Source organism: Cetobacterium somerae ATCC BAA-474 (assembly GCF_000479045.1).
Lineage (GTDB): Bacteria > Fusobacteriota > Fusobacteriia > Fusobacteriales > Fusobacteriaceae > Cetobacterium_A > Cetobacterium_A somerae.
Window position 1 is genome coordinate 15,703 of sequence record NZ_KI518091.1, and the last position, 14,993, is coordinate 30,695.

The window sequence follows — 14,993 nt, forward strand, 5'->3', positions numbered from 1 at the left end:
AAATTTAAGTTTTTATGTAAGTATTTTGAGTATTAAGATAAATTAATTAAATTTTTCCAAGTTCTTTTAATATTTTTTCTGGAGTGAATGGCCATTCTCTTATCCACACTCCTACCGCATCATGAATTGCAGTTGCTATAGCTGGAGATGCCCCATTTATTGATAACTCTCCAACTGATTTTCTAGGTCCATACTCCTCTTTATCTTCATAAGTTTCTACAAATTCTACTCTGAAATCTTTTGGTATATCTTTTATTTTAGCTACCTTATAATCCATAAAGTTTGCATTTAACATATGGCCATCTTTATCAAAAATCATCTCTTCATATAACGAATGACCAATTGACTGAATAACAGCTCCAAATATTTGTCCTTTTGCTAAAACTGGATTCATAGGCACTCCACAATCATGAATTGCATAATATTTAGTTACATTAACCTCTCCAGTATTTGTATTAACTTCTACTTCACAAATATGAGTAGCATATGGAAATGCATGTAAGTGTGTTGTAAAGTTTGCATTTGCTATTAATTGTCCACAACCTTTACCACTCTGTGTTTTAAAGGCTAAATCAGCATAGCTCATCTCACTATTTTTTCCAACTATTTTCATTGGATAAACAAGTTTTAAATCTTCTTTTGGTTCATTCATATAGAACGAAGCTGACTCTAACATCTTATTTTCCATTTTTTTACTAGCATTTAAAACTGCTCCTATAGAAAAGTGTGTTCCTGATGATGCATATGCTCCTACATCAAAAGGAGTATTATCTGTATCTGCAGCTATTATATGTATTTTATCCATGTCTAACTTTAGATGCTCTGACACAGCCTGCACAGCTATTGTATTCATCCCTGTTCCTAAATCTGTACCTCCCATATGCACTATAAATGTTCCATCGTTTAATTGCTTTATAATCGCATTTCCAGTATCAACATTTGGAATTCCTGATTTTTGTTGAACTATAGCAACTCCTTGCCCCACTTTTATATGAGGTTTTCCACTTTCTTTTTTATTTCTCCAATCTATCATTTTTGCAGCTTTCTCAATAGTATCTATCAATCCACAACTCTCAATAATTTCAGCACTTCCTTTTCCAACTTCAGCCATTTGAGCTAAAAGTTCCATTGCATCCCCTGATCTAACAGTATTTTTTCTTAGGATATCTAAATAATCTACACCAATCTCTTTCGCTAACTCAGCTATACATGTCATTAATGCATAAGTTCCTTGTGGTGCTCCATAACCTCTATAAGCTCCAGCATTAGGAAGGTTAGAGTAGAATATATCTATATCAAATTTTATATTTTCTACGTTAAATAAAGGCAGTGGTACTGCACAACTATTTTTTGATACCGTCATACAATGATTTCCAAAAGCTCCTGTATTAGAGTAAACATTCATTTGAATAGCATTTAGCTTTCCATCCTTATTAGCTCCTAATTTAACTTTTATTTTCATATCATGTCTCGAAGTTGCTGCTATAAATTCCTCTTCTCTTGAATATCTATAGTAGATAGATTTTCCTGTTATCCAAGTTAAATATGAAGCTAAATCTTCCATCAATACGTCTTGTTTAACTCCAAATCCTCCTCCAACAGCCTCTTTTATAACTCTTATCTTATTTTCTGAAATTCCTAAAATACTTGAGATTATTCTTCTAGCGTGTCCTGGAACTTGTGTTGAAGCATGAACAACTAATCTTCCATCTACAATCTCTGTATAACATACATGTGGCTCTGAAGGGCAACAATGAACTTTTTTTGTTCTATATTCTCGCTCTATTATTGCATCAGATTTTGAAAACGCTAATTCTACATCTCCCATTTTTCCGCCAGTTTTAGCTACCATGTTTGTTCTTTGATCTCCACCTATTGGAAAATTCCAAAATATTGGTGTTTCTCTTGGATCAGCTTTTGCATTATGCTCTTCGTATCCTCTTAAATTTCCATCTTTAAAATATACAGGTCCACCATGAACTAAAATCTCTCCACTCATAGCATCTTCTAATGTTACTACTGGTTTTAAAACTTCATATTCTACCTCTATAAGTTCTATAGCTTTTTCTGCTATTTCTAGACTCTCTGCAACCACTGCTGCTACCCTGTCTCCTTCATGATAAACTTTTTGTCCTATCAATCTTCTATCATAAGGCGATGGCTCTGGATAACTCTGTCCTGATCTTCCATAAACAGTTTTAGGAGAGTTTTCATGTGTTAATATATAAACTACTCCAGGTAATTTTTCTGCTTTTGATACATCAATTTTTGTTACATAAGCACTTGCATGAGGTGATCCTAAAACTTTTAAAAAACAAGCATCTGAGGCTACAAAATCTTCAACAAAAGCTTTTTCTCCTTTTACAAGCTTTGGAGAATCAATTTTACAAACAGATTTTCCTATTACTCTCATCTCTTTTTCAGAATTTGCTCTCTCTATTTTTTCTCCAGCTAAAAGTTTTTTATAAATATCAATTACATCATACATCTGCTCATAACCTGTACATCGACATAAAATTGATGATAATGCATCTGAAATATCTTCCCTTGTCGGTTTCTCAACATTATCTAAAAGTGTTTTTAGTGCAAGATAAATTGATGGAGAACAGTATCCACATTGAATAACTCCTGCTAAAATCATTGCTTCTTGAAGTGTATCTATTTTCTTTTTATCAGAAAAAAATTCTACAGTATATATCTCTCTTCCTTCAATTTGTCCAACCAATAATAGACATGAATTAACAGTTTGTCCATCTAATATTATATTGCATAAACCACAGTTTCCATCTCCATCGCATCCTTCTCTCATTGAAAGAATTCCTTGATTTCTCAAAAATACCTTTGCTGATTGACATTTATCTCCAAAAAACTCTTTTTCTACACCATTTAATTTAAATTTTATTTTATCCATCTTTTATCTATATGATAAATGTTGAAAATATTTACCATACATCCTCCTTTCAATTTTTTCTAAGCAATTTCAAAACATTCAGCTACTAACTCTCCAGCTAAATAAGCTTTAAACTCTTTTGAACCACGAAAATCTGTTAATGGTTCTACATAATTTCTAATTAGGTGTGTCAACAATTGTTTTTCTAATATCGTTCCTTCTAACTCTTTTTCTATATCTTTTAATCTTATAACTGTTGAAGCTACACCACCTACAGCTATTCTTATATCTTTTATTTTTTCTTGATCTTTATTATAAGTAACAGCTGCTCCAATTAATGATAAATCATCAGAAGTTCTTGAATGAGCTCTTACTCCATAAAGTTTTTCAAGATTCTTCTCTTCGATTATTATTTTTTCAATAAATCGCTCATCTTTTCTTAATATATACTCTTCAACTAAAACCAACTTTTCTTCTCCATAAACTTTAACCATTGCTTCTAAAACAATTAAAGTCGGAATGAGGTCTCCTACCGTTTTTCCACCTACAATATTTCCACCAATTGTAGCCATATTTCTTATATTTCTATTTTCCATTAACATCGCTGCTTTTTTTAGTTGTTCAGGTATAATCTCACTACTTATTAATTTTTGAAATGTTACACATGCTCCAATTTCTAAGTTTCCTTTTTCATTTTTCTTTATTTCATCTAAATTTAATTTTCTAAGATCTATATATACTTCATATTTTTTTTTATTAAATGAAAGATTTAATATTGTTCCACCTGCAAGATATTTTCCAGTTTCTTTATGTTGATTTTTTAATGAAATGGCTTCTTCAATTGTCTCTGGTATAAAATATTTTTTTATCATTTTTCCTCCATATATTTATAAAATAAGTTTAAAGAGATTAATCCCTTTAAACTTATTTTTTAATTTTCTAGTATCTTATAATATCTAAAACATTTTTAGGACATTGAGAGGTACATACACCACATCCAAAACAAAGTTCTTTATTAAATATAGGTTTTTTATCTTCTAATTTTATTGCATGATAAGGACAAACTTTAACACAAATTCCACAGCCTATACATCCATCTTTTAATTCTGGAATATTAGTTTCATAATTTGCTTTTACTCTCTCTTTTGTCTTTTTAATAGTTAAACCTTTTATTTGATCTAAATTCTCATACCCATGAGAATCCATCCACTCATTTAACTCTTTTACTATTCTTCCATAAGCTTTTGGTCCCTCTATAATTCCTTGAGTACAAACCTGAACTGCTGATGCTCCTGCCATAAATGCTTCAACAACATCTTTTCCTGTTGAAATACCACCAACTGCAAATACTGGTATATTTTTTACTCCTTTTGCAAGCTCAAATACATGTCTTAGCATAATTGGCTTTATTGCAGGTCCAGATAGCCATCCATATCCTGTATTAGAACCCATATATGGCATACCTGTTTCTATATCTATTGATAGACATGGTCCATAAGAATTCATCGCTACCACCCCATCTGCCCCATGTTCTTCTAAAATTCTAGCTGTCTCTGAAATATCTGGAATACCTGGTGAAATTTTCATAAATACAGGTTTTTTAGTATGTTTTTTTGCTGCTGTTAAAGTTTCCAACATTGGCGTAATATCTCTTCCTACATAATGAGCAGAGATTTCATATGCATCTGCAAATTTATCTACCAACGGTACTACTTTTTCAATATCAGCTGCTACATAACCCATTCCAATTATTAAAGGTTCATCTTTAAATTTACATTTTTTGTACTCTTTTTCTACCCAATACTCAACTGAATGTTCTGACCATAATTCTGTATTTAAAAAATATTTTCCTTTAAAATCCTGCATACATGGTTTTGGTACTTTTGCTGGTTCTGATGAAACAGTTTTTGCTACTACTCCTGCTGCTCCATTTTCTACTGCTTCTCTACATATATCAGCATCTTTTGATGTTGGTCCTGCCCCTACTATAACTGGATTTGCATATTTTAATCCTGATAATATTACTCTTAAATCTGCCATTCTTATCCTCCGTAATCTTTTAATTAAAATTTGGTTTATCCAATTTATTTCCTGATACATATCTCTCTACTATATTTCTATCATCACCTACATAAATATATCTTTCTACTCTCTCCATTACATCTCTTGGGTTTATATCAGCTATATTAGAGTCATCTATAATCAGAGCATCAAATTCATTTCCTTTTTCAAAAGAACCTATATTATCTCCAAAGAATTGTCCTCCTCCTTTAGTAGCTATATAAAACCATTCAGAAGTAGATAACGGCTTATTACTATCATCTAAATAAACCCATCTTAATTTTGCAACTTGTGAAGCGCTTACAATTGCCTTAGCTATAGATACATCATGTCCTCCTGATATATCAGATGCTAATCCTACTGGTATTCCCATATCAACTAATTTTCTTATTGGAGCTATTCCAGATGATAAATTGTTATTTGAATGTGGTGAATGAGCTACCATTATTTTTTTCTCTTTCATTAATTCTAGTTCTTCTTTGGTATTCCAAATGCAGTGAGCTTGAATAGTTGGTTGATCACCAAATAATCCATGAGTATTATATACATCTGCATAATGTTTTGCTGTTGGTTCCAATTCTGATACCCAAGCAATTTCTCCTTTATTTTCAGATAAATGAGATTGGATTTTAACATTAAACTCTTTAGCTATAGCTCCTAATCCTGATAATAATTCTGGTGTACACGTTGGTACAAATCTTGGAGTTATAATTGGTTTAACCCTCTCATATCTATCTTTTGTATTTTCTAACCATTTTCTAGTTTCATTTAAAGACTCTTGTGTTGTTTCATGATAAAATTCTGGTGCATTTCTATCCATATTAACTTTTCCTACCATAGCCCCTAATCCTGATTTATCTAACATCTCCATTAAAAGCTCCGTAGCTTCTCTATGGATTGTTCCAAATAAAACTGATCTAGTAGTTCCTTGTCTCCATAATTCTATTATTACTTTTTCATATGCTTTTTTAGCATATTTTATATTTTCATATTTAGCTTCTTCTGGAAAAGTGTATGTTTCTAACCAAGGAAGTAATTCTTTATCTAATCCCAAACCTCTATTTGTAAATTGTGGTGCATGAAAGTGAGTATCTATAAATCCAGGTATTATTAATTTTCCACTATGATCAATTAATTCAGCCATATTATGCTCCTTTGGAACTTCTTTATAAACTCCTAATACTTGACCATTTTTTACTGCAATGTATCCATTTTCAATAATTTCATGTTTCCCAAATTTTGGTGTGTGATATATATCTCCTTTAAATAACTTTAACACTTCTCTCATCCTCCCTTGTATTAACTAAATAAACATAATTTTTACTACAAACAGAATTGCCAAAACAGCCATTACCTTCGTCACATCTTTAAATTTTCCAGTTAAAACTTTTAAAGCCACATATGATAAAATTCCAATAACAATTCCATCTGCTATACTATATGTTAATGGCATTAAGATAATTGTTAAAAATGCTGGTATTCCCTCTGTTATATCATCAAAATTTATCGCTTTTATAGCAGTTACCATTAAAAGTCCTACTATAATTAATACTGGTGCTGTAGCTGATGCTGGTATCATAATAAATAATGGTGATAGAAATAATGCTATTACAAAAAGTATTGATGTTGTTAATGCTGTTAATCCTGTTTTTCCACCTTCTGCTATTCCTGAAGCTGATTCAACAAATGTTCCAACAAGAGATGTTCCTAAAAATCCTGCCATTATAGTCCCAATAGAGTCACAAAGACAAGCTTTTGTTACTCCTGGTAGGTTGTCATTTTCATCTAATAAATTTGCCTTCCCTCCAAGTCCTATAAGAGTTCCAACAGTATCAAATATTGCAACAAAAAGAAATGTAAATACTACTAAAGCCATGTTTGGTGTCAAAATTTCATCCATTCCTACAAATTGAAAAACCGTAGATTTCAAATCTGGAATTACTTGCCAACTTGTTGGTAATTTTGTTACACCCATAAAAAATCCTATTATAGCAGTTCCAATTATTCCCCAAAACATGGAACCTTTTATATTTTTATACATTAATGATCCTGTTAAAAAAACTCCAACAAGTGTTAATACTGCTCTTGGGTCCTTTAGGTTTCCTAGAGTTACAACAGTTCCTTGTCCTGCTACAACTATTCCACCACTTACAAGACCTATTAAAGCTATAAATAATCCAATTCCTGCAATCATTGCCATTTTAATATTAAATGGAATTACATCAAACAATTTTTCTCTCACTCTTGTTACAGTTAATATCAGTAAACAAACTCCAGATATTGCAACTGCTGTTAAAGCATACTGCCAACTATGTCCTTGACCTAAAACAACTGAAAATACAAAGAATGCATTCATACCTAAAGATGGTCCTAATCCAAATGGAAAATTAAATAATGCAGCTAAAGATGTTGCTATTGCTGATGATAATGCTGTCGCTGCAAATGCTCCTGAAAATGGTATTCCAGTTTTTGAAAGTGTTCCTGGTATAACTGCCAAAATATAAGCCATTGTCATAAATGTTGTTAACCCTGCAAATAATTCTGTCTTTACATCCGATCCCCTTTCACTAATTTTAAAGTATCGATCCAATTTTGATTTACTTCCTAACCCCTCATCTCTTACCAATTCTAAATCTTCTTCCATAACAACCCTCCTATATTTATTTTTTATTTTTCTACACTTTTCCACATTTGTTTCGAAATTGTTCTAGCTTTCTCTAAGATTGATTTCTCATCTACATTAATAAGCTTTCTTTTTTTCATAAGAATTTTTCCATTACAAATAGTAGTAGTAGCTCCTCTTCCTGAAATTCCAAATATTATGTGACTATTATAGTTATTTTCATTAAGCTCAGTATGAGGTATATAGTCAAATATTGCTATGTCTGCCTTTGCTCCCTTTTTTAAAATCCCCGTATTACATCCAAATTGTTTTTTTATTATTTCTCGATTGTTTCTAAAAAGCATTAAAGGAGCTTCTTTCCATCCTACTGTTGGATCCTTTAATTCATGTTTATGTAAAATATTAGCTACTTTTAGAGATTCAATCATATCTGCTGTGTACCCATCTGTTCCAAGACCTACAATTAATCCTTCTTCTAACATTTTTATTGCTGGAGAACAACCGACTGCATTCCCCATATTTGATTCTGGATTATGGATAACATTACATCCTGAATTTTTTAAAATATCTAATTCATAATCATTAATATGTATACAATGAACTGCTATTGTATTTTCTTTAAATATTCCATATTCATTAAGTCTTTTCACAACTCTTTTCCCGTATTTTTCTTGGGCGTCATTTAAATCTGTTATTCCTTCAGCAACATGAATATGATATCCAACATCTATATTTTCCATAGCCTTCTTACATTTTTCTAAAGTTTCGTTTGATACTGTAAAAGAAGCATGAATTCCAAACATTCCTTTTATCATATCTGAATTTTTTCTATCAGCATATTTTATAAACTCTACATTTTCTCTTATTCCCTCTTCTGCTTTCTCAATTCCATCCCTATCAGAAACTTCATAACATAAAGAAGTTCTTATTCCTAAATAATCTGCAACTTTAGCAATTCTCTCTAGACTTCCCGTTATTGCCATCGGTGAAGCATGATGATCTATTACCGTTGTTACTCCATTTTTTATACTTTCCATATATGTTACATATGCTGAATATTCAATATCATCTAGAGATAAACTTTTATCTACTTTCCACCAAAGATTTTTAAGAATTTCATCAAAATTTCTTGTACTTCCCTTTATGTCCATCCCTCTTGCAAAGCTTGAATATATATGCATATGAGTATTTATGAGACCTGGCATTATTATTCCATCATCTGCATCTATAATTTCAGCATCACTATACTTCTTTCTTAAATCACTAAAATTTCCAACTTCTATTATTTCATCTTCTTTTATTACTACAGCTCCATTTTCTATATATGGATTTTTATCATCTTGAGTTATAACTCTTCCATTTCCAACAATATACATAGTTACCTCCTCTTATTTTCTTCTAATAACCTTTCCTGGTGATACTTTTTTAAAAATACCATCATCTATAATTGGAGTTCCATTTACAATAACATATTGTATTCCTTCTGGAAATTGAGCTGGATTTATATAGTCACCTTTATCTATTATTGTTTTAGGATCAAAAATTGTTATATCAGCAAACATTCCAGGTTTTAACTCTCCTCTTTCAGAAATCCCTATTGCTTCTGCTGCTTTTTTAGTCATCTTATAAATTGCCTCTTGGAGCTTCAAAACTTGTTTTTCTCTCACATATCTTCCTAAAACTCTTGGAAATGATCCATATGCTCTTGGATGAGGTTTTCCTTTAGCTAAAAGAGCGTCTGTGCAGACATTTTGTTCAGGTCTTTTTAAAAACTTTATAATATGTTCTTCAAGTCCATAAAAATCAACCATTCCAACTGCATTTTCTTCCTCTAAAAGTAAATCAAATGTAGCATTGTATGGGGCTTTTTTTCTTATTTCTCCCACTTCAATTAAATTTTTTCCAACTAAATCTTGGTTTTTCTTGCTAACAACTGAAGTTATAAATATTTGATCAAATCCAGCAAATTCAATGAAGTTATCCCAACCTGGAATTCCATTTTCAATGTCAAATTTCATTTTTTTTCTGTCTTCTTCATTTTTTAATCTTTCCATCAATTTATCAGTTCCTCCTGCATGTGCCCAAGGTGGAAGAACTACTCCTAACATAGTAGATCCAGCAGCATAAGGATACTGATCATAACTAATTTTTACGCCTTCTTTTTCGCCTTTTTCCAAAAGGTTTACAACTTCATCAATATATTTCCAATTTTGTTTTCCACAAACTTTAAAATGAGAAAAATGTATTTTTACTCCAGATTCTTTTCCGATTCTTATAACCTCTTCCATCGATTCAAGTATTGTTCCCGCCTCTGATCTTTGATGTATAACTAATTCTCCATTAAACTCCGCTACAACTTTGCACATTTCTATTAACTCTTTTGTTTCTGAATAAGTGCAAGGAATATAGATTAAACCTGTTGATAAGCCAAAAGCTCCTGCTTCCATTTCTCGTCGAGTTATTTCACACATTTTTTTAATTTCTTCTTCTGTAGCTGCTCTTCCTTCTAACCCCATAGCTTCCATACGTATATTTCCATGAGGAACAAGATATGCATAATTAAGACCAACTTTGCTTTTCTCCATCTGCTTTAAATATCCGTCAGTTGTTTCATATGTCCAATTAATGCTTTCTGAAGTTCCATCTAAACCAGCTAGATTTTTTTTCCAAGAAGATATAAACTCTTTAGGTAAAGGTGCCATAGAAATTCCATCTTGTCCTAAAATCTCTGTAGTTATTCCTTGTCTAGCCTTTACTTCGTTGTAAGGACTTTCTAAAATTACTAAATCAGAGTGAGAATGCGTATCTATAAACCCTGGAGCTACAACAAGATCTTTAGCATCAATTATTCTATCTATATCTTTACAATCAATACTTTTTTCAATAGCCACTATTTTCTCTTTCTCTATGAGAATATCACCAATATATGGTTGATCTCCACTACCATCTACTATGAGACCATTTTTTATTAAAGTTTTCATTGTATTTTCTCCTTAATTTTATTTATCATAAATCGACTTTAAAATTCCATAATATCCTTTTATACCTTTAAATAATTGATCTAATTCTATATACTCATCGATTGTATGAGCTAAATTTTCTTTAGATGGCCCAAATCCTATTGTTTTTATTTTTGCTTCCCCTGCATAGTGAGATCCATTTGTACAAAATGAATATTGTGTAATTTCAGGCTCAAGCCCTACATCTTTTAATCCTCTATATGCTTTTTGTACAAATTCATCATCTTCACTATATAGCCAACCTGGAAAAAATCTTTCTCCTTCTATTATCTCTCCTGTATAACAAGTTTCTTTTCCTATTGCAAAGGAAACTTTAGCTTTTAACTCTGGATCTTCTTTCATTAGTTTATTTAAAACATCCTCTATTGGAGCTAGAACTTCCTCCTTAGTCTCACCTACTAGTAATCTTCTATCATAAGTTGCTCTGCAATAATCAGGAACTACAGAAGCTCCAGGATAAGGTGAAGATTTTATATCTGTTAATTCTAAAATTCCTTTTCCTAATTCCGTTTCTGGAGGAACTATTTTTCTAATCTCTTCAATTATTTTACCCATTTTATATACTGCATTAATTCCTTTATCTGGATTTGCTGAATGAGCAGGTTTTCCAAATGTCTCTAATACTATTTCTCCTCGTCCTCTTTGACCAATTTTTAGATTCAATTCCGATGATTCACCAATAACTACATAATCAGGTTTTACATATTTTGATATTTCTCTAGCTGCAATTCCTTCGAAAATTTCTTCATGTACAACTCCAGCTACATAAATTTCTCCTGCAAAATCTTTTTTACAATCCTCTGCAAAATAAGCACTTGCAACCATAAAAGCAGCGGTTTGTCCCTTCATATCTGAAGTTCCTCTTCCATAAAGCTTTCCATCAGAAATTGTTCCACCGTATGGATCATACTTCCATTTTTCTCTTCCTTGAACTGGAACAGTGTCAATGTGTCCATCAAACAAAATCTTTTTTCCTGGTTTATTTCCTTTTATACATCCAATAACATTTCCAAATTTATCAATATGCACTGAATCATATCCCATATCTAACAAATTTTTCCTTATAACCTCTACAACTCCTGACTCTTTTCCTGAATTAGATGGTTGTTGAATCATTTCTTGAAGAAATTTTATTACAAACTCTTCCCTTTTTTTTGTTAGTATAGTTTTTGTATGTAACATTTTTACCTCCTTACTACTTTTTTATTCTTAATTTTAATAAAATATTTAATCTCTTAAGTATCCACCCTTCCAAACTATTTCTCTATATTTATTAGGATCTGTATCTCCTTCTGTTGAAAAAACAAGAACTATTGAATTTTCATCTAACTCTAAATTATTTTTTAAATCCTGGTATTGGGGATTTGTCATAATTTCATAAACAAGCCCTGTTGTAACTGCACCTGACTCTCCTGAAATAACTCTTTGATCTCCTTTCAGTGGATTTCCTAAAATTCTCATTCCTTCTGCAGCTACCCAGTCTGGACACGAAATAAATGTATCAGAATATGTTTTCAAAATTTCCCAAGATATAATATTTGCTTCTCCACAAGCTAGTCCGGCCATTATTGTTTGCATATCTCCACCAACGCTATATGCTTCCCCATCTCCTATTACTGATGATTTATATAAACAATCTGCTAAGTTTGCTTCCACTACTATAGTTTTTACATCTAATCCAAAACTATTAACAACCACCCCTTGAACTGCACCGGCTAAAGATCCTACGCCAGCTTGTACAAAAACATGAGTAGGTTTATTTATTCCATCTTTTTTTAGTTGTTCTATTGCTTCTAAAGTCATTGTTCCATATCCTTGCATTATCCATGTAGGAATCTCCTCATATCCTTCCCATGCTGTATCTTGAATTATAACGCCATTACTATTTTTAGCATTTTTTGCTGCAAGCCTTACTGCATCATCATAATTCATATCTGTTATCGAAGCTTCTGCTCCCTCATTTTTAATTGCTTGTAATCTAAATTCAGAAGATCCTTTAGGCATATATACAACTGATTTTTGTCCAAGTCTATTTGCTGTCCAAGCAACTCCTCTTCCATGATTTCCATCTGTTGCTGTATAGAAAGTTATTTCTCCTAACTTTTCTTTTGCTTCTTTACTTATAAAATCTTCATATTTTAGTTCGGATATATCTTTTCCTAATTTTTGTGCTATATATTTTCCCATAGAATATGATCCACCTAAAACTTTAAATGCATTAAGTCCAAATCTATAAGATTCATCTTTTAAATAAAAACTTTTAATACCTATTTTTTGAGCAAAGTTTTCTAATTTTACAAGTGGAGTTACTTCATACTCTGGAAAACTTTTATGAAATTCTTTCGCTTTTTTTACTTCTTTTAAAGACAAAATCTGTTCACAATTTTCTATTTTTGATTTTGGCAAATTATTTTTTTGCCATTTAATTTTTTTATCCATAATTCCTCCATATCAATATTTACTTCTTTTAATCTCTTAACACTTTTATACTATATACATTTTAATTCTCAAATGTTTTTTTTTAGGTTTTTTAGTCATTTTTTAGGATGTTAAACAATAAAAAAAAGGTATATATATACCTTTTTTTCATTTTGATATTTTTTTATTTTTTTTAAAATTCCCATTTTATGGGTATTTTCAATTTAAATTAAACTTTTTTTATCAATTTGATATTTTTCTATCTTTCTATATAAGGTTGCTACTCCAATTCCTAATTTTTTCGCTACAATTTGTTTAGCATCAGTATCAGTACCAAATTGTGATAAAGCAGCTATAATCTCTTCTTTTTCAACTTCAGCTATTTTTCTTATTTTTCTAAATTTCATATCTTTTGTTATATGTAACTCTTTTATTCTTTCAGGAATATTTTCAATGCCAATTTCATTATCATCTGGTGTTAATTCCACTATAACTTTTAAAGCATTATCTAACTCTTTCCAATTTCCTTTCCACTCACTTTCTATTAAAAGTTTTTTAGCTTTTTCATTTATTCCATCTATTTTTTTATTTTGAATCTTAGAATGTTTTTCTATTAGATATTCTACAATTTCATCCATATCATCTTTTCTATATTTTAACCCAGGCATCTCTATCTTTACAGAATCAATTGCATAAAATAAATTTTCTATAAATTTATTTTGTCTTACTTTTTCCAATAAGTCAATTCTTGTTGAAACTATGATTCTCACATCTGATATAATCTGTTTCTCACTATTTTCTGGTATAATCATAGATGTTCTTAAATAGTAAAGTAATTTTTTTTGTATATGAATTGGCATACATTCAATTTCCTCTATAAATAATGTTCCACCATCTAAATTTTCTAAAAGTCCAATTTTTAAATTTTTATTGAAATCATTTCCAAAAATTTTTTCCTCTAAATGTTCTTCATCTTCATCTCTACAATTTATTGAAACATATTTTTTATTTCTTCTTTCTGAAAGATTATGTATTAATTTCCCTATAATTTCCTCGTCTGAACCTACTTCACCTTTTATCATAACTGGAATTTTTGAATTTGAAACCATTTTTATTTTCCGATTTAGCTCTAATATAGCTTTAGATTTTCCTATTAGTAGCTGATCAAAATTATCTTCAAAAACAAATTTATTTGATTTTTTAAAAATAATAAAACTTCTTTTATTTTCAAAAGATTTTATTTCTGCTTTAACTTCTAGCGAAATATTTCCAATAGATAGGACATAATTATTGTCTTCTTTAAAATTTATTATTACTTTTTTTCCCCTAAGTTCTTTAAACATACTAAAATATGAATTTGCACTTCTGTTATAATCAATAACTTGTCCATTTTCATTTAATATAAAAACCGCTTTTTTCATTTTTAAAAAAATTTCATGATATAGCTCTGAATAATTTTCTATAAAAAAACTGTCTGTTATTTGTCTAGAAATCTTTTTCAGAATATCTGTATATAAAGTTATTTTTTCTAAAATTTCATCTCTTTTAGAAAGAGAAAAACTAAAAATTGATATAGCTCCTAATATTTGTTCTTTATATGTAAGCGGTGTGGCTAATATAATTTTTTTTAAACAACGATTATTAAAACAAACTTTACATTCTTTATTATTTTTTGGACTTTCTATTAAAATAGTTCTTTTTTCACTTATTACTTTTTCATATAAACACTCATCTGAAATTTCCCCTATTCGTTCTTTATAAACTCCAGTGGAAAATACTCTTACTTTGTCTGTATTGACCACTTCAATTTCTATTGCATTTATTTCTGATAAAGCTACTAAAAATTCTTGTAAATTAGAATTCATATTTCTCCCCCTAACAATTACATATTTATTATAAATTTTATAAATAATTTTTTTATTTTTATATAATTATATATATAATTATACATTATTATGAATTTATTTTCTATACAAACAGT

10 protein-coding genes are annotated in these 14,993 nt (G+C 30.1%); all 10 read right to left on the reverse strand.

Annotated features, from left to right (window positions below):
- Positions 1-46: 46 nt before the first annotated feature.
- Positions 47-2,911: a molybdopterin cofactor-binding domain-containing protein gene (locus HMPREF0202_RS03055; RefSeq protein ID WP_023051917.1), complete on the reverse strand. Its 2,865-nt coding sequence runs from the start codon at positions 2,909-2,911 to the stop codon at positions 47-49.
- Positions 2,912-2,970: 59 nt separating this feature from the next.
- Entirely contained in the window at positions 2,971-3,762 is a 792-nt protein-coding gene (locus HMPREF0202_RS03060; RefSeq protein WP_023051918.1) for an FAD binding domain-containing protein, read from the reverse strand.
- Between the two features lie 67 nt (positions 3,763-3,829).
- A complete protein-coding gene (locus HMPREF0202_RS03065) occupies positions 3,830-4,930 on the reverse strand; it encodes a 4Fe-4S binding protein (RefSeq protein ID WP_040406204.1) in 1,101 nt (366 codons plus the stop codon).
- 19 nt (positions 4,931-4,949) lie between these two features.
- Positions 4,950-6,239 (reverse strand): guanine deaminase, encoded by a 1,290-nt coding sequence (gene guaD, locus HMPREF0202_RS03070; protein WP_023051920.1) that lies wholly within the window; start codon positions 6,237-6,239, stop codon positions 4,950-4,952.
- A gap of 15 nt (positions 6,240-6,254) precedes the next feature.
- Positions 6,255-7,595 (reverse strand): NCS2 family permease, encoded by a 1,341-nt coding sequence (locus HMPREF0202_RS03075; protein ID WP_211231153.1) that lies wholly within the window; start codon positions 7,593-7,595, stop codon positions 6,255-6,257.
- Positions 7,596-7,618: 23 nt separating this feature from the next.
- Positions 7,619-8,950, reverse strand: a complete 1,332-nt coding sequence (gene ssnA, locus HMPREF0202_RS03080; RefSeq protein ID WP_023051922.1) for a putative aminohydrolase SsnA — start codon at positions 8,948-8,950, stop codon at positions 7,619-7,621.
- Between the two features lie 12 nt (positions 8,951-8,962).
- Positions 8,963-10,555, reverse strand: coding sequence for an N-acyl-D-amino-acid deacylase family protein (locus HMPREF0202_RS03085; protein ID WP_023051923.1), 1,593 nt, complete (start codon positions 10,553-10,555; stop codon positions 8,963-8,965).
- 18 nt (positions 10,556-10,573) lie between these two features.
- Positions 10,574-11,758, reverse strand: coding sequence for a YgeY family selenium metabolism-linked hydrolase (locus tag HMPREF0202_RS03090; protein WP_040406213.1), 1,185 nt, complete (start codon positions 11,756-11,758; stop codon positions 10,574-10,576).
- Between the two features lie 63 nt (positions 11,759-11,821).
- Positions 11,822-13,033 (reverse strand): diaminopropionate ammonia-lyase, encoded by a 1,212-nt coding sequence (dpaL, locus tag HMPREF0202_RS03095; protein WP_023051925.1) that lies wholly within the window; start codon positions 13,031-13,033, stop codon positions 11,822-11,824.
- 203 nt (positions 13,034-13,236) lie between these two features.
- Positions 13,237-14,877, reverse strand: a complete 1,641-nt coding sequence (locus HMPREF0202_RS03100) for a sigma 54-interacting transcriptional regulator (protein WP_023051926.1) — start codon at positions 14,875-14,877, stop codon at positions 13,237-13,239.
- Positions 14,878-14,993 lie beyond the last annotated feature (116 nt).